Genomic DNA, 22,103 nt, shown 5'->3' with positions numbered 1-22,103 from the left:
GATATATACCGGTGACATGTCATATTTTCTACTTGGTTCCCATGATTTATTATTGCGCAGTATAGCCGCCATCCACAATCAAACTATTACCAGTCATGAATGAAGAATCATCAGAAGCCATGAATAACACTGCTTTTGCCATTTCTTCTGCTTTACCAAGGCGTTTCATCGGTGTGACATCAGCTAAAACTTGCTTGCTTTCTTCCGGAATAATTGGTGTGTCAATAAAACCAGGGCATAATGCGTTAATACGAATATTTTGTTCTGCATATTCAAGTGCAAGAGAACGAGTTAAGTTAATCACGCCGCCTTTTGCCGCGTTATAGGCTGCTGAACCTGGTGATCCAACCCAACCGTACATAGATGCCGTATTAATAATCGTGCCACCTTCTTTTTTTAACATTTCTCGGATGGATTCACGTGCTACTAAGAAAACACCATCTAAATCAACATTTACGGTGTTGCGCCATTCTGAATACTCTAATTCATGTGAAGGATGAACACGGCCAATACCCGCATTGTTGAAGACTACGTCCACTTTGCCGAACGTTTCAACGGTTTGTTTAAAGATATTTACGACTTCTTCTTCACTCGTAATATTTGCTTTTATAAAAAGAGCTTCGGCATTAAGCGCTTTCAGCTCTGCCTCAAATGCTTTCCCTTTTTCCTCATTTAAATCAACAAGAACCACTTTGGCTCCCTCTGAAACAAATAAACGTGCTGTTGCTGCCCCAATACCAGATGCTCCACCTGTTATCACAGCTACTTTGTCTTGTAATTTTCCCATCCTAAATCCTCCTCGTAGTATCAAGAATTCTTTAGCACATTCTAGAGAAAGATAATAGATAAATCTATTATCTGTGCTTTGTTGTTCACAATTCAATTTTACTATTTTGTTCACATTAAACAATCATTAAGAAATCATTAAGTGTCTACTGGTTAGACACTTATGCTAAATGTGTCTATATTGAGGGAGGTTTTTTCATGAATAATGAACAAAATACGAAGCCTCAACGACAAAAGCACATTTAAACTCCATGATTGCGCTCGTAAAAGAGAAGATGTATTTAAAAAAAGAAAAGTCATTAGAGAAATTAAACAAAATCCATAAAAACCATAACCTAATAAACTATAAAACAGATGTAACTTTGAAATAAAGTTCGTTTAAAGATTGTTTTGACCCCATATCAATTCATCCTCCATTATGGAATAGTCAGCTTAGGCTTCTCTGTCAGGCGCCTCTACTTACAAATGAATTAACTGGGGTCTTTTTTTAAGAAAAGGCTGTGTTAAAATAGTCTGTTGATTTCCGCTTCAGGCGCTTCGCTTTCCGCGGGCGGTTCGGGGAGCCTCCTCGGCGCTTCAGCGCCTGCGGGGTCTCCCCTGTCCCGTACTCCCGCAGGAGTCTCGCGCCTTCCGCTCCAATCAACAGGGTTAAAAAATCAACAGTAATCTTTAACACAGCCTAAGAAAAAAACCTTACGATCATATTATCTTATATACTAGGTACTGCAACCCATGATACTATTTTTCTTTAAATAATCCTGCCGGGATTTCGGCATCCCAATTTTGTGGGATATCCAAACGCAAGGCATGTGCAACAACAGCTGCAGTATCAACATTTTCCACACCATTCAAGACGGTGCCAGGTTCAATGGATGCTCCTTTTGCCGCCCAAAAAATAGTCTGTTCTGCTGTGGAGTCTCCCCCGTGCCCAGTTCCTTTTCCACCATGGTCGGCAGTGAGAATCACTAGCGTATCCTCCATCAATCCCTCTTCCTCTAATGCCTGGATAATTTGGCCGACGTACTGATCTGCTTTTTGAGCTTTCTCATAGAATTTTGGCGTGAAATAGCCATAAGTGTGTCCAGCACCATCCACTTCATCCAAATGAATGAAAATGTTTCGGGTGTCTTGACCATTTGTTTTGATAAAGTCAACCGCTTTTTGGGTCGTATTTGCATCGTTGCCGCCATTTACCTTATAAGCACCGGCAGAATCTTCAATGATTCCTTTATTAATCGGTGACCACGTAATGAAAGAAGCTTGTTGAAGCATTGGACGTTCTTGTTTCAGCAGCTTCATATAGGAAGGATAAGGATTATTTTCAGGATAGTAGTTGGCAGCTGCAATGTCGTTCGTCACTTTATGTTTGGACGGAACGACTCCGTGTAAAATAGATCCCCAGTTTTGTCCGCTAATCGTTGGCAGCATCGCTCTTGCCTCATACGTTCCAGCACCTTCACTGATTAGCTTTTGAATATTTTGTGCGTTTGCTTCGGGGGCTTTCACAGCATTACCCATCCCATCAATTCCGATAAAAACAACTCGCTTGTATAGAAAATCATTTTTGTATGGAGCTAATTTATCTTTCATCATTTGCACATCTGCTTTATCCACTTTTTTATCATCCGTTATATCCGCTGTTTTAGCTTTCTCCCAGCGTTGGTCACCTTCACTGCTGTTCTGATTTTTTAAGATAAAATTTAAATCCTCATGGTTGAGCAAACCATCACCCGTTACATCAATAGAGTTCGAAACATGTACGCTGGCGGAAGCTATTTTCCCCCCGTCAATGGCTTTGGCTGTAATCGTTGCATCGCCAGGCTTTCCAGCAATTACAGTGGGACGATCATTGATCATTTCAATTTTTGCAACAGTTTCATCGCTGGAGCTCCATTTAATCTCTTTATTTGTTGCATCATTCGGTAAGACCGTTGCTGTAAGCGGCATTGGTGCACCTGATTTAAGATCAAGCTTCGTTTGATCTAATGTGACTGATTCTACTGGTGTAGGCGGAAGCGGCGGAGCGGTTTCGTACATGGAATGGACTTCTGATTCTGTCAATGCCTTACGATAGATTTGTAACTCATCTACTTTCGCAGTTAGTGTGGACCCATAGCTGCCTGTCCCATCCTGACCAATTTTAGTTGTGTAAGGAGAGTCCAGTGTTCCTTTCCTATCAGAGATATTAACTGTATGAATTAGAGCTCCATCCTTATAAAAACGGGCATCACCGTCTCTATCGTGCGTAACGACAATATGATGCCAAGTATGGTCGACAACATCTGGCATTTGATAATCCAGTCTGCTGCTTCCAGACGTTTTGAAGTTCCAGATGAGATTTTTGGAGTTCGCAGCTAAATTCCACCCCGTGTTGCTCCCGGAATTCCAGTTTTTATTCGACATAATCGAAGGATCACCATTGATTCCATCTGATTTAAACCAAAATGAGACTGAAAAATCCGTACTATCGCCGAACTGAAGTTCATTAGAACTGCCCAGATCTACGTATTGTCCTGGTGAGGTAAAACTAATGGCTTGTCCAATTCGTCCTTGTGAAAATCCAGGATTGCCGTGGACCAAAGGAGTAAGAGCACTTGCCGAACTATCGTTGGCATTGTTATCAAATTTTAAGTTAAGCACCGTTCCCTCATTGGCAAACGCAACGGAAGACAAACTGTTGGAAAAAACATTATAGGGAACATCAATACTCGTTACTGCACCCGACAGTGCCACCGCTAATGTTGTACCTACCACCATTTTTTTTAACCTATTCGCTTTCATCATTCTTCCTCCAATTTTCAGAATAATCATACATTTAAACCCTAGAAGCCCAATCTAATATTTCGCCATTCCAGCGAACTGTACTCCTCCTTATGTACAATCACATTATAAAAATAGTTTGTTAATTTGGATAACAAATTAGTAAATTTTGTGTAAATTATGCATAAATTTTTACTAACTTAATACCACATTATTCATACTTTTAGTTTAACTTGTATTAAATTGATGCCATAAACTTACGAATCTATAAATGGAGGTGGCCGCTGGACAGGAATTGACTAAATGCTAATACACGCTTCAAAAAATCTCTCTCCAAAGGGGAAATAATAGGTTGTTCTTATGGCTGTACTCATGGATTGGGAACGAATTTCGGATTGACTAAAATAGCAGACCGAAGGTCCAGGATCTGGTTTAGGCCAAACCTCTGCCTTACAAGCAGCAAAAGAAGGAGCAAAACTTTCAATCGTTGATTTAAACGCTGCTTCAATAGAAGAAACTAAAAGTAAAAGGATCACCAAGAACCTTTCACTGATTCAAACTTGACGTTAAGTGTCTAACTAGTAGACACTTATGATAAATCTGTCTATATTGGGGAGGTTTTTTCATGAATAATGAACAAAATACGCAATCTCAACGACAAAATCGAACAAAAGCGCATTTAAAGCAAACATTGATTGAACTCATAAAAGAGAAGGGGTACCATTCCGTTACTGTAAAAGACATCGTCGATTATGCCGCTTATAATCGCAGTACCTTCTATATCCATTACACAGATAAAATTGAATTAGCTGAGGATTTACTGGTTTCCATGCTTCAGGGGTTAGAAGACTCAGTAGGTAAACCATATGTACCTGGTCAAAAAATGTATTCAGCCAAGCTAAATGCACCATCTTTTAATATCGTTTCTTATATCTATAAAAATCGAAATTTTTTTACATTGATAAACTACGATGACACGTTACCAGGGTTGCATACACGGTTCCCTCAAACAATCTTAAAAATTTATCAGGAAAAATTTATGTTTGAAACCATCAACAATATCCCCGTGAATATGGATTATTTTAAAAGGTATACAGCTTATGGCTTTTACGGACTTCTTCACAATTGGATCCAAAATGGCTTCAAAGAAACACAAGAGACATTTATCAAGGAGGTCATTGATCTAACGAAAACTCATATTTACTCATTTAAATATATTGGACCTAACAAATAATGATCTGCACCAGCGTGGAGAAAATATAGATTATTTTTTTGATTCCTTCTCTAACGATTGCCAGGAATCAGTTTGTATTCAAACCTTTTAGGAATTAACGTCTACAGGGACGCTTCCTTATCGGAAGTTTTTACACGTAAAAAGGCGAGCCTCATAATAGAATAGAAAAAGGATTTCCAATTATAATGAGGATTAGGATGCAAATTATTCCGCAAGAAAGAAGGACTATTATATGCTATTTTATGTAATTGCAATCCTCGTTATTGTGATGGACCAGCTTTCTAAATATCTTATTCGTGCCTACATTGATATCAATGAAACATTTACATTGTGGGGAATACAACTCACACATATCGAAAATAGCGGGATGGCAGGAGGTATATTTCAAGGCTATGCACGGCTTTTCGGAGTTTTGGCTGTGTTTTTCGTGATAGTTGTTTTATATTTTCGCAGAACCGGAGAAATGAAAGGTGCTCTCATCGATTGTAGTTTTGGATTCCTAGTCGGAGGAGCAATTGGAAATGGGATCGATAGACTTTGGTTTGGGCAGGTGACAGATTTTATCATTCGCTCTGGCGGAATTCTTAACTTTGCCGACCATGCTATCGAAATAGGGGTGTTACTGCTTATTATTTATGGGGTCGTTAGCTGGTTGAAAAATAAGAAATAGATTCTCCTACAAATGCTTTGGCGATTAAACACTACCACAAAAGGCATAATTTTAGCGTTCACTATTCAATAAGTAATAAAAAATAACCCGGAGTTTTCTCCGAGCATTCAGTACTTGGGTTTGTATTACTAATCAAATCCCAAAATCATCTTGAAAATAACCAATAGGTCCCTGGCGAAACCCTTTCCAGTACACGATATTCATCACTCACATTAGATGAATGATTCCCACCTAACGACTTCGGGACCATATCAGCAAGTGCCGTACCCGCACTTTTCCAGGTATTAGGATACTTGGCATTGATCCAATATTCCACTTCCTTGATTGTCCCTTCCCCGCCTAAATCTTCTAATGCTAAAATGATAGCTTCATATTGGTTCATTTTACAGACTCCCTTTTAAAAAAATTAAGTCAGTAGTTCATTCAAGCTTTAGTAAAAAGATTGTCCCATAATGTTTTGCATCCATAGCTCCAACGCCTAATAGCACAAATTTTCCAATTATTAGTTTGATTATAGCAAAAACGTTAACGGATATATCTGTAAGATCAGTTCATAAGCCATATATATTTCAAACACTCAGGTAATGACGTTAACATTCATTTAAATGCTAGAAACAATATCTGACACTCTAAACAACAATATCTTCAAATAGGCCGTTTTTCTATAATGTTTTGGTTGCTTCTACTGCAAGTCCTGGTCCCCCAAAAACTTCTCCTTTCCAATAAACAATTTCTCCATTTTTTTTTGTTGATATACCCAGTACAGTTTATTTCTAAAAATGGAATAAAAATGTTAAATTAATATAGTCACAGATAAGGAAATATATTCCACAACAAAAAGGAGGAGGAACATGAAGAAAGTTTTAGTAAAAACCTTGCTTTCCGTTACATTAGGGTTCGGGATCGTGGCAGGAGGTGCAGCACCTAGCCTGGCTGCTGAAAACCAATTAACGAAATCAGAAGGGAAAAGCCTGTATGTGATTGCATTTAAAAACGAGCTGCCAAAGGAATACGAAGAAGTAATCAAAAAAGCAGGCGGCCGAGTGGTAAAAGCACTCCCGGAAGTGGGAGGAGTCGAAGCACAGTCCGAACATCCTGAATTTTTAAGGAATCTCAAAAATGAGCCATCCATTGAGGTTGTTAGTAAAGAGGTACCACTTGCATTAAACCAGCCGGCTATAATTCAAAACACTGCCCAAATAAAAGCTCTCAACCAACCAGGAAGTCTATGGGAGGAGCAATGGGACATTCAAAGGGTAACGAACAATGGGAAATCGTATGAAATTGAAACCGGCGGATATGAAAATGCTAGAGGAGAAACTATACATAAAGCAGTTGTAGGGGTAATTGATACAGGGATTGACCCAACACATCCAGATTTACGGAAGAACCTTCTTGGCGGACGGAATTTGGTCCCTGCAGGCATGGATGCAACAGAAACCGGAGACTCAAATGATATCGTGGATCGTAATGGCCACGGAACACATGTGTCTGGAATCATTGCGGCAAATGGAAATGTCAAAGGCGTAGGACCAGAGCTGGGAATACGTACCTATCGTGTATTCTATTCGGACCAAGCTCTTACTCTCCCATCCTTTATCATTGATGGCATCATAGCAGCTGCGAATGATAAGGTAGACGTCATTAATATGTCTCTAAGACTTTATAATACTTCGAAAACAATCATCGAAGGAGAAACTTATAAAACAACGGCCGATACGTTATTGTGGAAACGCGCGATCCAATACGCTCTGAAGAACGACGTAACCGTAGTAGCGGCGAGTGGAAATGAAAGCTTGAACCTGGATGACAAGAATCAGGTTACTAATTACTTAAACTCCCTTTATGAACCGTTCGGAATCTCACTCAGGGGACCAACAACTGTTGTACCGGCACAAATGCCTGGAGTGATCAATGTATCTGCCTCAAACAAATGGTCCCAACAGGAACTTGCCTTTTTCTCCAATTATGGAAACAGTGCGATTGATGTAGCAGCTCCCGGAGGAGATTTTGGTGCCAAATATGCCGAAACCCTTGACCCAGCCACGGCGGATATGACGAACTTAATCCTTAGTACAGGGCCAACTTACTTGGGTATGCCTTATTTTTATAACGCAGGTACTTCGATGGCTGCTCCTCAAGTAGCTGGGATTGCGGGCATTATTAAAGCTGCACACCCTGATTTAAAGCCTTCACAAGTTTCAGCCATCATTAAACAAACAGCGATTGACTATGGAAAACCTGGCCAAGATGCCTTATATGGTTCTGGGGAAGCCAATGCTTATCGGGCATTGATGAATTTAAAAAAATAGGGAAAGTGGTACCAAAAATACTCAAATCGCATTAATTGGGGCATTATTTCCTTAACAAGGAGATGTGCCCGTTTTTGTATTCTTTAACTATTTGCATATAATACTCTCCATACAACGAAACAACTTATGATTATACCTGGCTTTTTTGATTAAAGGTCAATAAGTTTTGTTCTCAAAAATGGTATCGACAATCTTATTAATGTGAATTTCTGCTCTGTTTAGTGAATGGATAGTTAATTTCTCATTTTTGATTATCATAGGGAGTTCTGTGCAGCCCAATATGATACCTTTTATACTGTCTCTGTTTACCATTTGATTGATAATAGTTAAAAAACCTTCTTTTGATTCGTCGTTCACGATGCCATTTTCCAATTCCTCAACAATTTTTCTATGTATGTATTCCTGTTCCGATTGATTCGGCACTACAATCTGTCCTCTATCAGGTAATAACTTTGAGTTTATGTTAATTAGAAATTATCGGCTGCATCGGGCCAGAAGGATTTGAGTCTATTTTTGGGACAAAATAGGTAATACTATAGCTTTTATATAAATCAAAGGGAGGTTTTATCGGTGCCTGACAAGTTTGCGCCAGAAGTCCTTAGCAGGATTATGGGTTCCATTCGGTCCACATCCAAGCTTAAAGAAATTGTTTGTAAATCTTTATGGCATCGTGTGCTACGATTCCGAAGGAATGTCAGTGAGTAGTTTTTTGGCAAAGGAAACTCAATAGAAATGATAAAAATGTATCCGTTTTTAAACATTTCTATGATTGACTTAAATTTCTTCATTAGGGTAATTTATATCATATTAAATTTGGGGTAGAGGTTTTAAAATGGCAGATAATTTGACAAAAGACCAAAGGACAAAAAATATGAAAGCAATAAAATCAAAATCTGCTCTCGAAAATCGAGTCAGTAAAGCACTATGGAGAATGGGTTTTCGCTTCCGTAAAAATGTTAATATTTTTGGAAAACCTGATATTGCAATAAAGAAATATAAAATTGTCATTTTTATTGACTCTTGCTTCTGGCATTGTTGCCCACTGCACGGCAATATGCCAAAGTCTAACAAAGATTATTGGGAAAAGAAACTTGAAAGAAATAAAAAAAGGGATATAGAGGTGAATATATATTATGAGGAAAAGGGCTGGTGCATCCTAAGAGTTTGGGAACATGAATTCAAAAAAGATTTCAACAAAGCAATAAAAAAAATAGCGGAATTCATTGATAGAAACAGTAGCAACAAACCCTTTTGAAAAAAAGAGAGCCAAAATATTTTGACTCCCATACTTTTTTAACATTGCCATCATTGAAAAAATCCTATTTTAGGATCAATCAGTAATGTCCTATCTAAAAATAAATTCCCTATTTCACAAGATGTTTCAGGCAAATAAGAGCAGCTATGACAGGCAGCTCCATTCAAATTATTTACGCCCTGGCCATAGGATTTTCCTATTTCTGAGCAAACAGGATCCGAACTGCACCATCTTGCCTTATCGATTGCTTTTTCTACTACTGGAAAGAAGTTCTCTTTCTTACCCATTCTAACAAGGCCGCCAAATGTACCATCAACATCTCCAGAAGATGTATAAATTAAAACCCCACTTTGGTCATCATTATAATAAAGCCGCTCCCGCAGCGAAGCCGTATTATAACCGCATGTTAAAGCAAGCTCATCAATAATGACATGTGCCAAAGTATGAAGCAGTACATTTCTTGGTTTTATAAAAGCTTCATCAACAGTTGTTCCCCTTTTCCTTACACGAGACAACAATCTATTAAAATAATTCGAAACATCCTCTTGCTGTTCCCAAGATAATAAATTATCAAAGTTTAGTGTAAAGAATATTCCTTCACCATAAACCTTATATGCCGGAAGCCAACTATTTTCAGGGAGATTTGGGTCTTTATACAGAAGTTTCTTCCCCTTGTTAATTTGATTCTGACTCTTTTCATCTTCATTCACACTTAGGCGGCTAAAACCTGTCAAGGCTATGGTTTCCTTCAACTTCGTAACCCGATTGATATGACTAAAATAGGTGGAGTAATCCTCAACAATTACCTGTTGGCACTGCCATTCTTTTTTAACCTTTAAGTTTTTGGATTCTACCTCTTTTATCAAAGTCTCAAACTCTTTTTTCCTTAACTCAGTTTCAGCCCGTTTAGGTCTAACTTGGTCAACTTCTGCTTCATCCTCTAATGCCCCTTCAATATATAGAATTGCTAACTCTATATCCGATTGATTAAATTCTTTAAATTCAGGTGGGCATAATCTTTTTGCAATCTTTATCTTATCTTCAAGTTTGTCAAAGTCACTTAGCAAGGAAGAACTAATTCCATTTTTTTCAAACATATCAATAATATCTTCTACCTCTTTATTTTCCCCTGGCAAGTGAATAGCGCTTATGGTATTTGGATAATACACATTAATCGAATTTTTTAATACTGCTACGGGAAAAGAAGTGCAGCTTTCATGATCTTTTTCCGACCCATACCAAGGTGTATAACCTGGGCATTGATATAATTCATTTGACTTTTCATTTAATCTCTTGCTTAGTTCACTGACTCTATCCTCTTCCATTTCGGAATTTGACTTACGTGACATAATTCCTCTAAGAGACCTTTCTTTATTACAGCTGCATTTTACCTTAAGAGAATCTAATGTCGCTCCTCCAGTAGAAACCAGCTTCATCAACCCGTTACAGGTTGTTTTCTCATCGCCATGTACCCACTCTCTCCAAGGGAAATCGGATATATGTCCTTGATTGCATACCATAACAAAGGGGACCTGAATCATCTTCCTTAGTTTTTTACAATCTTTGCAGTCCAGCCAGCTTGTTCTGGAGGACATCGATGTCTGATGCAGTGTTCTGCAAGAAGGGCAATAATGCCAAGTGGGAAACCTTAACAAAGGTATATAGATATCAGTATTATTTTGAGTTATTTCATTTCCCGCGCCTTTATATTTATAACTTGGTCTAAAATCAGGCGGCAATAATAATTGCTTAACCTTCAATAATGATTTTAGCCTTGGTTCGTGAATATCAAATTCATCTAACGAATCAATCCGGCGTTCATTCTTGTCGTAATACCATTTATCTAGGGCCCCAATCATGGCTGATTCCCCTTCTGGGCTGATAACTAAGGCACCTGGTCCAAAGGTTGTAACTAACTGACCTCTTCTTAAGGGTAAGTCTTTCATGAAAACAAAGCCTCCCAACTGTTTTCACTATCATCAGAATTTGAGTCCGAAATATAAACAGAAACAATTAAACCCCTGCATTCAGAATCCACATTTCTCATGGAATTAATCATAGATTCGGCTTGGTTTTTTAATAATTTTGGAACAACGGTTCCTGCTGGATACATATATCCTGTTACATTTGAATCAACCTTCCATGCAGTATATCCACCTTTTTCCAATCTTTTTAAGATAGTTAAGAATCTCTTTTTCAGTTCATCCACTTGTTCCGAATCAACAAGCTTTGCTCTCTCTATTAACCGATTATAAAAAGGTAGAATCTTGTTCTTCATAAACTTTTCAATCTCTTTCCAGTCCGGTGTCCTGGCTACATCATCATTTAATGCCTGACGTAAAAATCCAACTATTACAGCATGAAGTCCTCTATCCAAGGAAGAATCTGAAAAAGGAGTAACACTGGTCGGTTCCACCTGGGCATATAATTTTTGATGGTACTCTCTAAAATGCTCAAAATGTGACTTATCCCTAGATTTTGTATTTGAATATAATGTGAAGATAAGACCTGGTCTCTCCCACCATCGACGTCCAACCCGCCCGCTTACCTGAATATACTGTGCAGTCATCTTTGGCTGCCCAACAATAGCCATAACGGATAAACGGTCTATGTCCACTCCTACCTCAATAATATTCGAGGCTAGGCATAAATCTATCGTTGTATCTCTATCTTTATCCTTACCTGGCGTATATGTTAGTTTTAAATCATCAATTGTTTTGGAAATTTCATGGCTTTGTTTTCTAGATGTTAATTCTAGAACACTATTAATATATCGGCTTTCCTTAAGATTTCCTTTTCTCATTGACATCGACTTAGAATACTGAGGTATGTCCGTCTGTGTTAAGGTTAAGCCGCCCCCTAGTTCTCGCAAAGTATTATAGAAGGTAAGTAATGTCCAATAGGGATCCCGTTCATCTTCTTTAATTTCAGAAGTCGATTGAAGAATCGATGAAAAAGCCATAACCTGAGACATCATTAACCGGACAGTGGTTGTATAAACCCCTACATATTTTCTGCCTGGCATTGGCTTACCAGATTCTTTATTAATTGCGGGTGTAGCAAAAAAGGAATCTTCATTTTCTAAACCAGGACTTGGGAATAACCGTGCATTTTCCCTTCCAAACAGAGCAAGTGCCTGTTCTTCGAATTGTTTTATTGTCGCAGTTGCCGCAATAATTTTTGGTTTTATATACTTTCCTCCATCATTTTTTAAACATAGTTCCTCTATTAATACTTCAAAAAGGCCAGTCAGTGTTCCCAAAGGACCGGAAATTAAATGGAGCTCATCCTGTATAATTAATGAAGGAGGGCTGACAAAGCGATTTCCATCCATATCAATCCCGAAAATTGCTCTTGCCTCTGGCTTCCAAACTAACTGAACAAATTTATCAACAGTCCCAATTAAAAAGGTTGGCCGTTTTTCATAAATAGTTTCATCAACTATATGAATAGGTAATTCATCATGAAAACGGCAATTCTTATCAGGGCAATGAATAACTAATCTATCGTTGTCATTTTTATAGCCAAAGTAATACTTCTTTTTACTTCCCTTTTCCTCATAATGGCCCAATTCAGCCCCGCACCATGGACAATTGTTAACAATGAAATGCTGTGCATTTCTTTCGTTTTTCTGTAATTTGTGTAGAGCAGTTTTTGCCGCTTTATTCGTATTTGGAGTTGTATTGGAACCAACCCAAATTCCAATGGAAAAAGGGGAAATCCCTAGCTTTTCCTCGTGTTTTTTTCTTAAATATTCCAAGGCGCAAATCAGCCTCGAAGATCGCTGAAACTGGTCCGCCGTTAAAAGCCGCAGTGTGTATCTCATCATAACATCGACCCCTGCGTCCAAAGGATTCTTTAATCTTCTAAGAATTATTTGAAAAGCAGCTACTCCTAAATAGGCTTCAGTTTTACCGCCTCCAGTAGGAAACCAAATTAAATCGACGACTTCCCTTGAAAAACTGCTTTCATCCACTAACGACTCAACTGACATCAAGATAAAGGCAATCTGGAATGCCCTCCAGGTATTTTGGGCAGACCTAAGTTTTATTTCATCGATTACACTTTCTTTAATTGGTGTTGTAAATAATATTTTATTTCCTTCCACACGCCCCTGGCGTTTCATTTTTCCATTCTCCTGCTGTAAAAGAATCGCTAGGTTTGCTAGACGAAATGCTTCTAGTATTTGATCATCCTTTAGCAATTCAAGTCCCTTTTTCATTCTGGTTAAACTTTCCCTGCATAAATCCATGTGCCGATTTGCAGCAGGCTGTAGTAATACCGGAATAAGGTCAATTTCCCTTTGTTTCCTTTCAATCCATTCGCTATACCCTTCAATTAATGGTTGAAGTATTTTTTCTGGGTGATCCTGTGAGGAAAGGCCAGCTAAATCACTCATTTTGATCTCTAGTTCAATTTTCTTATTACCCTGTTTTACAAAAACATTTGGTGTCATGCTGAGCGTTTCATATTCTGGCATAAATGTTGTAGATATCTTTTGTATGGTTTGACTGTTTTGTTCCCAATCTGCAGCACATCCATGACCAAATGAATAAACACCTTCATTCCGATAAAGTAGTTCTGTCGATGCCTCTTCATCACTCAAATACTTTTTCATTTGATATTGTTTAGGATAAACAGAAAATGCGTATTTTTCTGGAGTGCTGATCGACATCTTCGCTTGAAATAAAATTAATTGCTGGCGGTCAAACTTTGCTGTTTGAGAGCGGTTAGTGACACTAATAGTAATGATATATTGGCCTTTGACTTCCCGAAGACGTGCCTGAAATTGAACTTGGAACTGGCTAAGTTTTTCCCCTTTTTTATTAGTTATATCCACAACTTTTTCAATTTGCTTCTGAGTAATAAGTTCAGTCAAAGGCAAATCCCATTTCCCTTCAACGGTTTCCCTTAGCCACCACTTAACAGTATTACTCTCCCCTTTAACTCTGACTGAATGCGGAGTATAGCTTCCTCCCTCTATGATGACCTTTAATTGTGGAATTTCCTTATTAACACAAAAGGTCAATCCCATTGTGGACGGCATAAAATCATTACGTTGAGGAAATAACTCTACTTCACCATCATCCTCAGTCATTTCAACACCTTCATTCTGTTGAAATAGATTATCGAGTTTCCCTTCGTCATCCTGATTCTCATTGGAATCTTCATTTACAGGAGTTTCAAGGGTTAATTCATCATCCCTGCTAATACCTAATGGAAATAAATGCCCGCTCACATAACGTTCTGTTGGAGTTTCCCTTTGAAGAATCTCTTCTTTTACACCGCCAATTTCCCAGTAGTAGGGCTTGTATAATTCTTCTCTTGACTCAAATATTGTTGTTCCAATTGGATTAAACTTTTGATAGTGACTTCTAATTTGTCCAGGACCTATAATTTCTTCTCTTACATTATTCAGGACCTTCTGCCGATTAATTAATGAATTTTCTAAAGAAATCCCCATATCTTGCAATTCCTTTCCATCCCTAATCTATTTTAATTGGTTTCATTAGATTATAAGGAGCAATAAGATATCTAGAATGATCGATTGAAACAATTCTTTCAATATTAAATGAAGCTCCGTTAAATTCTTTGGACTTGAAGGTATAGAAACCTTTTTCCTGTAACTCCCTCATTATGTCTCTAGAAATTTCATTCATCAGTTTTTCAGAAATAATTCTTCCTGCCTTACGGTGGGCTTGTTGAATTTTTTTCATTGTTTCATAAATCTCTTCGAGCTTATTCTTCTCATACTTAAGAGCCCTTAGAAGTTTCGGCAGCTCAGTTGGACAAATAGATTCTTCATTACACCAGGACCTCAAAGATTGTGATGATGCAGTATTAATTTGATACCTATTCGTCAAAATATCACTTACACGTTTAATTCCTTTCTTTTTAACATTAAAACGCAGTTTATCCTTCCATTCGCTTTGTAGTGTTCGGTAATATTTCGCTCTTGATTTTAATACATCTTGGTCAGCTACTTCAGCAATAAGTTTTGTATCCCTATCATTCCGGATAACAATATAATCATCAACTTCGACGTCTTTAAAATTAATTTGTTTAACAAAATTTGTTTTTTCATCGGGAGTAAAAACACGTATTTTTGAATCTCTTGGGGCAAATAAGAATCTTTCATTTTCTAAATAAACAATATTCGCTTCAACTAAATCAGAAGAATTACTTTCTTCATTTTGTTGTTCTTCTATAAATTTATTTACTGTTGCGTTAGTAGAGTCTGAACGTTCTAAATGGATATTACCTTTCTTAATTGAAGGCTCACCAAACGTAATTTTCTTAAAAATTGTACTGTAAGCTCCATTTGGAATAATCTCATCAAAGACCTTTTTTTCAGTCATTGAATTTGAAAAAATATCATAGGAGATAAATGTCACCGTCTTGCCCTTAAAAGTATTAGTAACGTATTCACCGAAATATTTGGGATTACCAATATAGATAACATAATCAAATGTATCAAAACTTTTTCTAAAGCTATTTTCAGTAAAAATGTTCGTCTTTATAGATGATTTGACTTCGGTAGTGATTAACATTATCTCCTCACCAGAAAGCGGCCTTTTAGTAACTATTGCAACCCTCACTCCAACATCTGCATTACTATTAATATAACCACTCAAATATTCATGTAAATAATTGTTAGTTTCCTCAACTACTTTTCTATACGACTTTGCAATTGGAGTAATGATATTTTCAAATAAATCAGGATAACTGCGTTTTAGCTGAAAAAACTTTTTAAGCATTTCATCTTCCAAATCGCGGTTAATAACTTTATTAAAAGGGAGAAAACTACTTGTAAACTTGAAGAATACTTTTTTCAACACGCCTAGTACATCAAGTAAATGTTCGTCATTTTCATATTTAGTTTGTGTTTCAATCCTAAACCGCTCTATACTATCAGCAAGAATAAGCAATTCTTTGCTTTCTACGTGCTTAAATAAAACTGAGCATGCATCTAAATTATATAAATCTAATATTTTGCTAAAATTCATAATCTATTACCTCCAAGCAAGAAACTCAATGCCATTGGGTATCGGTGTACCAATAGATTCGAGGCACCCCACAATTTCACTAGTAACCAGTTTATAGTCCCCCTGCAGCATCTCTCTTTTTATTTCTTCTTTTATTTCATAAAATCGAAAATCATTTTCCGTCCTGCTTGATATAATAATTTTTGGATTACTTGAAAAGTATTTTACTTGCTTTAAATAGCTGATTACATTTGTAAAAATTGCTGGTGCTTCATTATTTATTTCTGCTTCAATTTTCTTTATTTGTGACGAAAAAAACTTTCCATTGGTATAGCTATTCCGGTTATCCATGTAAAGGAAATCGCTTACATTACCAGTTATACCATTGTAAGTAAAAAGCTGTTCCTCTATTGACTCTTCGAATTGTGCCACGTTTCCTATTAGATAAAACTCATCTCCCGGATAAAATGCAGTAGTATTTAACTGGTTAGTAGTGTAAAGCTTTTTAAGCAATGGGCTATCCAATCCTATTTTCTGATTTTTACTAACTCTTCTTGTTCGTTTAATCTCATCGAATTCTTCATCCAATAAGATAATCCTTTCCATCCATTGTTTTTCTGGAATACCTCTTTCAATCTTTCCATCCTTAATTTTAAGAATCATTTCATTTTCAAATACAGGACTTGGTTCTATACAAATTACAGAGGCTTTCCTGGAAGACTGTTCATCCTGATATATAATCCGGCTTCCCTGACCTAAACTTAATATCGTTTTCCTAATTGACTTCATCTGTTTACGCATCGAAAAAGTTTTATCCGCAATTCCCATCGCTATAAATAATGGAAAATATTGATCACTAGGAAGGGAAATAATAATATTTACAGGCTTTTTATACTTAATTCCGTGTTCATAAAAATACGCTCCTAAATTAAAAGCAAAACGAATCCACTCTGGTAGATTAATTACCCTTTTCTTATGTAATACTTTTAAATCTTCAAGAGACAAATTACCCACCTCTTTCAATCTTATTTACTAAAGTAATTTTATCACATTATTTGGCAAAAAGTTTTAGTTATTCCCAGTAAACTTCCTGTTAGACGTGTTATTATTTGCCATACTTATTTTTCTAAGTAAAAGTAATACTATGGCTTGGCTCTTTTTATTTTTCCAAAAAAAAAGAGCCAAAAAATTTTTGGCTCAAAACAAATCTATTTTATTTAACTAACATTTTTTTCTTAGGATTAATAATGTCACTAATTTTTCCTTCAACTTCAATTCCGAGGGATTCTAGTAAACTTTCGCCCACAAATCTAGCCATTAATGGCGGTACTGCATTCCCAACTTGCTGATACTGAGAATCTTTTGATCCAAAAAATCTATAGGAATCCGGGAATGATTGTAATCTTGCAGCCTCTCTAATACTAATTGCCCTATCTATTTTAGGATGAATCCACATTGACTTTCTTACATTAACAACAGTATCGGAAGGTTGATTATAATCAAGTCTCTTATAAATAGTATTCTGCGTTCTACTATGATCACTGTAGGTTGACTTTAACGTATCATCTAGGTCATGGAAATTCTGACCTTCCTTTAATGAGCTAAACCTTTTTAATGCTACTTCCCTCGAATCTGTTCTAACATGATTGTATAGAGGTTTTTCAGATTGATCTTTTAGATACTTATTTTGAAATTTATTTAGATATTCATTTAGAGGATTTCCGTTAATTGCTCCTGTTTCTCCTCTAAAGATTTCGTCATCTTTAACATCTATTTTAGGCGGTAATTTTTCAAGGTCATAAATAGCATCTTTTATTTTATAAAACTCCCACTTATTATTGAAGAGCGGTTCTGGTAGTTTAAGTGGCTTCCCGTTTAAAGCATCCTCTCTAATTCCAAATAATATGAGTCTCTTTCTCTCCTGCGGAACGCCAAATTGCGCCGCATTAAAGATATGATTACCGGCATTAAAAACATATTTTAAATCCAAAAGCCTTGCCTTTATATACTCAAATACATTGTATGATTTAATATGAATTTCAGCGTTGTCGCTGATAATTTCATCTCCATAAAGTTTTATATTATGGTCAATTATTTCAGAAATTTTATTTATTAATCTTTGGGCCTCAATGATTTGTTCTAGTAAGTTTGAAAATTCCATAATGGAAGAAGTATCATTATCTAGAATTCTTTTAAAGTTTTCCCCCAAAGCAATCCATGCATCTTTATAGAAAATATCCAAGTATTCTTCATGAATTTCATTCCATTTATCTTTTACAATCTTTAGAAAATATTTGTGATTGTTTTCCTTATTAACAAAATCAATAAGGCTATTCTCTGATTGTTTCTGTGCATACCTTAACAATAGATTTAATTTTGAAAATAAATCCTTATTTATTATATAAGAGGATAAATCAATATTGTTATTATAAGCATTAATTAAAAATGATTTTAGACTATCAGGATTAACTGTGAGAGTCCCTATTCTAATAATTTCATCTTGTTCTTCTAATTTTAATTCAGCTATCTTCTCTTCGTCATCTTTACGAATAAAAAATTTATGTTTCTCTGATTCTAATGTCTTAACATTCTCCATAACAAACGCTATTGGCTTAATTTCCTCGATAGCCCTTAAATATTCTTTCACAAGCTGGTTATTTGAAGAAATAAGAGTATTCTTTTGTCTATTTGCATTTGAAAATCCCTGGCAAGGCGGTCCGCCGATGATAACATCTATTTTCTGAAATTCCTCATGTAATTTACCATCTTCGTCTTTATACCTTAATTTTGTAATGTCTTTATGGAAGTTTTCCTCTTTAATATAAGGATGGTTCTCCAAATAAGTTTCTCTAGCATTCTCATTAATTTCTACTGCAATTTTCACTTCGAATTTTCCTGTCTGCTCAAATCCATTGCTGAGACCACCGGCACCTGCAAAAAGATCCATTACTTGTAGTTTTTTATCTTCCATTAGCCTCACTCCTACAAGAAGAAGTCTTCTTGATATTTTAATAAATACCTTTCAGGAATCAGAAAGGATTCTTCAATTCCTATTTTATACGAATGTATGTTCTAAATCAAATTTTAAGGTAAATAACCTTTCAATTATATCATCAAAAATTCATAGAGGTAATACTAGATTTTTAGCGTAAATTTGATAATAATCTTCAGTACATTCAGTAATCTTTTTCCCCAAAAAATTGCAAAACACCCTCCGCCTTAAAGATCAAGGCAAAGGGTGAAATGTTTATATAAGATTACTCAATTCCTTCGAACAATTTTCCTTAAACTGAACCCAGCAAGCCTCTTGTTTTGCCCACTGAGTCACGTTACGGTCTCCGGCTGAATCTTTGAGGAAAGCTAGCGTCTTGTCCGCAATTATCCTGATTACATCATCCCATTTATCGGATAGAGACTGTGCATTCCAAACCTCTACCAGGTCTATTTTGTCACCGTATAAATGGTTAAGCATTGCCACAGTATAATAAATGACATTTGCCTTATATCCTCGCAACTTCATTTCATCGACAATTTCCTGAACACGGTTATTAATTATTGCTCTTCCGATTAATTTTTGGTAAACAGACAATGTCATTTTGGGTTGAGAGCTTCCTTCGGTTTTCCAGAAACTCTTGTTTAAATCCATAAACTTATTAAATGCTTCTTCCCCACCCTTACTTGAAGTATGAGGATAGCCTTCCCATGACATAAAGTATTTGGCTATATCCACTTTTGTCAGCACTTTATCTTTAGGATATTGTTTTTTAAATTCGGTTTGTTCCTTTCCTCGTTTTCTTCGGTTAATATCTACCATATACTGGCCTCTTGCCCGCTCAAAATACCATTTGCTCTCAGGCTTGCGTCCGTCAAAAACAGGTATCCAAATATTACGTGAAAACTTCTCTAAATCAGACATAAATCTTGTATTTGCAAGAAGGTCCGATTTATTAATTTTATTTTGCGTGTTGGCATATTGGGAAATGCGTGATACCATCTCATCTTCTAGCAAATGTTGGTCCTGAGTAGTAAACTCGTTAACAAGAAGAATAGTTAACTTTGCTTGGACAAAAACATCCGTTAGATTAATGCCATCCTTATAAGCCTGGTGAATCGAAGCAGTAGTTTGCCCTCCATTTACTATCTGCCAGCCGCTTAATCCTTTGATGTTATATAAATTTTCTCCTGTATCAATTTTCTCAATTTCGGCGGCCCGGGCTACAGTTGAAATACCGTTATTATAGGCGACGAACATTTTCCTCTGGAATGGATCCTTTAAAGTATCGCGAATTCCTTTATTAGTTCCTCCTCTTGCTTGAAGAAAGGATCTTACATTTCGTTCCACCAGTTTCTGGCCCCATTCTTCGTAGGCTTTTGACAAAAGTTCAGCGGAAATGTAGCCAACATAACAATCAAAGTTTTTCACTCCGCTGACGGGGTCTGGTACCAGCATCATTGTTAATGGTTCCCCATAATCCCGCTCAAAATCAATATAATCTGTTTCTATGCCCTGCTCTGCGGTTATCAGCTGCTGGACACGGTCAATATCCCAGACTTGGACATTTACAGTCTCAATCCCTGGAATGGAAATTTCAACAGGTTTATTTGAGGTATAGTACAAATTTGTGACCACAAAGATATTTATTTCATTAATAGATTCAATCTTATCTGATATTAACTTAGCAAGATCATAAGCCTGCAATGATTGATCAATGGTCTCCATCAGGGAGTGTGCATTTGTAATAAACCTTTTTGCCTTGTTCGTAATTTCCGTTATGGCCGTCATGCTGATAGTGAGCAAATCATCCTCATTTTGCTCAAAGTTATAATCTACAACATATAAATCTAACGTATTGTTCTCTTCATCATATGCATAAGCGTTGATTGCAATATTTTTTGTTGTATCTAAATACGGAGGAAACAAAATTTCAGGTTCATCCGGGCGGTCCATAAAGGTCAGCATCTTATCAAGAAAAGGAATTTGATAACTCCCTGCCTTTATTGCCTTCTCTTCCAGTTCCTCCATAAAATCTATAAGAAATTCTTTTCGTTGTCTTAATTCAATCATTTTTCCCCATCCACTCTAAAGTATTGAAATATTTTCTCTTTATCCCTCTCATATTCCGAACAATGAGTTAAGTCTATATTATATGTTACATGAGAGATTCCTCTTGGGAGGTCCTCTTTAAGCAGTCTTGGGAACCCTTCCCCCGCCTCATAAACCTCAATCTTTTCTACAAAGTAAAGGGGGTCAGCATATTCCTCTTCCCTAAATCCCAAATCCATTAAAAAGTCGTTATAGATAAGGGCAATTCGTTCTGAACGCTTCGCAATTTTCTCTTTGACTTGGACTGCTAAGTCCTGAAGAGACATTCCATGAGTTTTGCTTTGCTCTAAGAAACAAACATACAGATAGATTGTAGAAATAGCTTCACTCAGTTTTAATTGGTCCTCATTCGAAATTTTAATTGATTTTGATAATTTTTCTGAAACAGTCTTTATTTCCAAGCCGAATTTATTGCTTTTAAAATCAATTCTTCCTTTAGTCGGCCCATACCATTGCTCAATGATAAGAGGCGGCTGTCCGGGGAACTTATCCAGCCATTCATTGATAAACCAAAGCTCCCCAAATAAGCCTCTTTGCTGCTCTTCCGAAAGCTTTTTAAAGCCGCCTCTTTGAAAAAATGTTCTCCATCTATCCAAGACAGTAAATATATTGGTAAAAAGAGAATCCTCTTTATAGTTCATTAAATGATCCACTAAGTTTTGAAGAACCGAATCAAAAATCTCGGAGTTTTGTTCATCTTCCTGCCGTATGATTAGTACATTCCGATTTTTCAAAGAAAAAATCTTCTCAAAATACTCCATTTTTATCGATAAACCGCGCCATTTTGGGAGGGCATTTATTTGTTCATCCTCCCAGGGGGATTGTCCTAAGTCAATATACAGCATTCTATTTAGATTGCCAGCATCAATCCCTGCAAAAATAAATGGAGCTTCATCAGTTAGTACATTCAATTTATAAAATTCATCATTTGATTGGTCTTTAAGTTCCCCAATCATCTGTTCAAATTCCGTTTTAACGTCTACCACAGCCATTCTC

The 22,103-nt window shown here is 36.5% G+C and carries 15 protein-coding genes; 4 read left to right on the top strand and 11 right to left on the bottom strand.

Annotation, left to right across the window (positions count from 1 at the left end):
• Nucleotides 1-49 precede the first annotated feature (49 nt).
• Both AC59HZ_RS13030 and AC59HZ_RS13025 read right to left on the bottom strand, forming a co-directional pair.
• On the bottom strand, nucleotides 50-787 hold the full coding sequence (locus AC59HZ_RS13030; protein ID WP_496546247.1) for an SDR family NAD(P)-dependent oxidoreductase: 738 nt from the start codon (nucleotides 785-787) through the stop codon (nucleotides 50-52).
• A 737-nt stretch (nucleotides 788-1,524) separates the two neighbouring features.
• A complete protein-coding gene (locus AC59HZ_RS13025; protein WP_496546246.1) occupies nucleotides 1,525-3,597 on the bottom strand; it encodes an alkaline phosphatase family protein in 2,073 nt (690 codons plus the stop codon).
• Between the two features lie 574 nt (nucleotides 3,598-4,171).
• Between AC59HZ_RS13025 and AC59HZ_RS13020 the strand changes: the two genes are divergently transcribed.
• Together AC59HZ_RS13020 and lspA are read left to right on the top strand one after the other, a co-directional pair.
• Entirely contained in the window at nucleotides 4,172-4,780 is a 609-nt protein-coding gene (locus AC59HZ_RS13020) for a TetR/AcrR family transcriptional regulator (RefSeq protein WP_496546245.1), read from the top strand.
• A gap of 232 nt (nucleotides 4,781-5,012) precedes the next feature.
• The gene (gene lspA / locus AC59HZ_RS13015; protein WP_496546244.1) at nucleotides 5,013-5,450 is read left to right on the top strand and encodes a signal peptidase II; all 438 of its coding nucleotides are present in this window, start codon (nucleotides 5,013-5,015) and stop codon (nucleotides 5,448-5,450) included.
• A 145-nt stretch (nucleotides 5,451-5,595) separates the two neighbouring features.
• On the opposite strand, the gene AC59HZ_RS13010 is transcribed toward lspA, so the two are convergent.
• The gene (locus AC59HZ_RS13010; RefSeq protein ID WP_496546243.1) at nucleotides 5,596-5,832 is read right to left on the bottom strand and encodes a hypothetical protein; all 237 of its coding nucleotides are present in this window, start codon (nucleotides 5,830-5,832) and stop codon (nucleotides 5,596-5,598) included.
• Between the two features lie 469 nt (nucleotides 5,833-6,301).
• Here AC59HZ_RS13010 and AC59HZ_RS13005 point away from each other — a divergent pair, with 469 nt between their 5' ends.
• Nucleotides 6,302-7,762, top strand: a complete 1,461-nt coding sequence (locus AC59HZ_RS13005) for a S8 family serine peptidase (protein ID WP_496546242.1) — start codon at nucleotides 6,302-6,304, stop codon at nucleotides 7,760-7,762.
• Between the two features lie 156 nt (nucleotides 7,763-7,918).
• On the opposite strand, the gene AC59HZ_RS13000 is transcribed toward AC59HZ_RS13005, so the two are convergent.
• Nucleotides 7,919-8,185: a hypothetical protein gene (locus tag AC59HZ_RS13000; RefSeq protein WP_496546241.1), complete on the bottom strand. Its 267-nt coding sequence runs from the start codon at nucleotides 8,183-8,185 to the stop codon at nucleotides 7,919-7,921.
• Between the two features lie 409 nt (nucleotides 8,186-8,594).
• Between AC59HZ_RS13000 and AC59HZ_RS12995 the strand changes: the two genes are divergently transcribed.
• Nucleotides 8,595-9,017, top strand: a complete 423-nt coding sequence (locus tag AC59HZ_RS12995) for a very short patch repair endonuclease (RefSeq protein WP_496546240.1) — start codon at nucleotides 8,595-8,597, stop codon at nucleotides 9,015-9,017.
• A 50-nt stretch (nucleotides 9,018-9,067) separates the two neighbouring features.
• On the opposite strand, the gene drmB is transcribed toward AC59HZ_RS12995, so the two are convergent.
• The 7 genes from drmB to AC59HZ_RS12960 all read right to left on the bottom strand — a co-directional run bounded on the left by drmB (nucleotide 9,068) and on the right by AC59HZ_RS12960 (nucleotide 22,093).
• The gene (gene drmB / locus AC59HZ_RS12990; RefSeq protein WP_496546239.1) at nucleotides 9,068-10,963 is read right to left on the bottom strand and encodes a DrmB family protein; all 1,896 of its coding nucleotides are present in this window, start codon (nucleotides 10,961-10,963) and stop codon (nucleotides 9,068-9,070) included.
• A complete protein-coding gene (locus AC59HZ_RS12985) occupies nucleotides 10,960-14,481 on the bottom strand; it encodes a helicase-related protein (protein ID WP_496546238.1) in 3,522 nt (1,173 codons plus the stop codon). The genes drmB and AC59HZ_RS12985 overlap by 4 nt, the downstream gene beginning before the upstream one ends.
• 22 nt (nucleotides 14,482-14,503) lie before the next feature.
• Nucleotides 14,504-16,024 (bottom strand): DISARM anti-phage system protein DrmE domain-containing protein, encoded by a 1,521-nt coding sequence (locus AC59HZ_RS12980; protein ID WP_496546237.1) that lies wholly within the window; start codon nucleotides 16,022-16,024, stop codon nucleotides 14,504-14,506.
• A 6-nt stretch (nucleotides 16,025-16,030) separates the two neighbouring features.
• Nucleotides 16,031-17,017: a hypothetical protein gene (locus tag AC59HZ_RS12975; RefSeq protein WP_496546586.1), complete on the bottom strand. Its 987-nt coding sequence runs from the start codon at nucleotides 17,015-17,017 to the stop codon at nucleotides 16,031-16,033.
• A gap of 199 nt (nucleotides 17,018-17,216) precedes the next feature.
• Complete coding sequence (locus AC59HZ_RS12970; protein ID WP_496546236.1) at nucleotides 17,217-18,974, bottom strand: DNA cytosine methyltransferase; 1,758 nt, start codon at nucleotides 18,972-18,974, stop codon at nucleotides 17,217-17,219.
• Nucleotides 18,975-19,250: 276 nt separating this feature from the next.
• Nucleotides 19,251-21,068 (bottom strand): AIPR family protein, encoded by a 1,818-nt coding sequence (locus AC59HZ_RS12965; protein WP_496546235.1) that lies wholly within the window; start codon nucleotides 21,066-21,068, stop codon nucleotides 19,251-19,253.
• The gene (locus tag AC59HZ_RS12960) at nucleotides 21,065-22,093 is read right to left on the bottom strand and encodes a PD-(D/E)XK motif protein (protein ID WP_496546234.1); all 1,029 of its coding nucleotides are present in this window, start codon (nucleotides 22,091-22,093) and stop codon (nucleotides 21,065-21,067) included. Before AC59HZ_RS12960 ends, AC59HZ_RS12965 begins: the two co-directional genes overlap by 4 nt.
• Nucleotides 22,094-22,103 lie beyond the last annotated feature (10 nt).

This window comes from Neobacillus sp. DZ-9 (assembly GCF_059587065.1).
Note: the sequence above shows the minus strand (reverse complement) of the source record. Positions and strands in the feature narration are given on the sequence as shown.

Bases quoted from the DNA above. Each gene is read 5' to 3' on its own strand.
- AC59HZ_RS13020 (WP_496546245.1), top strand. From the start codon at position 4,172: ATGAATAATGAACAAAATACGCAATCTCAACGACAAAATCGAACAAAA.
- drmB (WP_496546239.1), bottom strand. From the start codon at position 10,963: ATGAAAGACTTACCCTTAAGAAGAGGTCAGTTAGTTACAACCTTTGGA.
- AC59HZ_RS12985 (WP_496546238.1), bottom strand. From the start codon at position 14,481: ATGGGGATTTCTTTAGAAAATTCATTAATTAATCGGCAGAAGGTCCTG.
- AC59HZ_RS13005 (WP_496546242.1), top strand. From the start codon at position 6,302: ATGAAGAAAGTTTTAGTAAAAACCTTGCTTTCCGTTACATTAGGGTTC.
- AC59HZ_RS13025 (WP_496546246.1), bottom strand. From the start codon at position 3,597: ATGATTATTCTGAAAATTGGAGGAAGAATGATGAAAGCGAATAGGTTA.
- AC59HZ_RS12980 (WP_496546237.1), bottom strand. From the start codon at position 16,024: ATGAATTTTAGCAAAATATTAGATTTATATAATTTAGATGCATGCTCA.
- AC59HZ_RS12970 (WP_496546236.1), bottom strand. From the start codon at position 18,974: ATGGAAGATAAAAAACTACAAGTAATGGATCTTTTTGCAGGTGCCGGT.
- AC59HZ_RS13010 (WP_496546243.1), bottom strand. From the start codon at position 5,832: ATGAACCAATATGAAGCTATCATTTTAGCATTAGAAGATTTAGGCGGG.
- lspA (WP_496546244.1), top strand. From the start codon at position 5,013: ATGCTATTTTATGTAATTGCAATCCTCGTTATTGTGATGGACCAGCTT.
- AC59HZ_RS12965 (WP_496546235.1), bottom strand. From the start codon at position 21,068: ATGATTGAATTAAGACAACGAAAAGAATTTCTTATAGATTTTATGGAG.
- AC59HZ_RS12995 (WP_496546240.1), top strand. From the start codon at position 8,595: ATGGCAGATAATTTGACAAAAGACCAAAGGACAAAAAATATGAAAGCA.
- AC59HZ_RS13030 (WP_496546247.1), bottom strand. From the start codon at position 787: ATGGGAAAATTACAAGACAAAGTAGCTGTGATAACAGGTGGAGCATCT.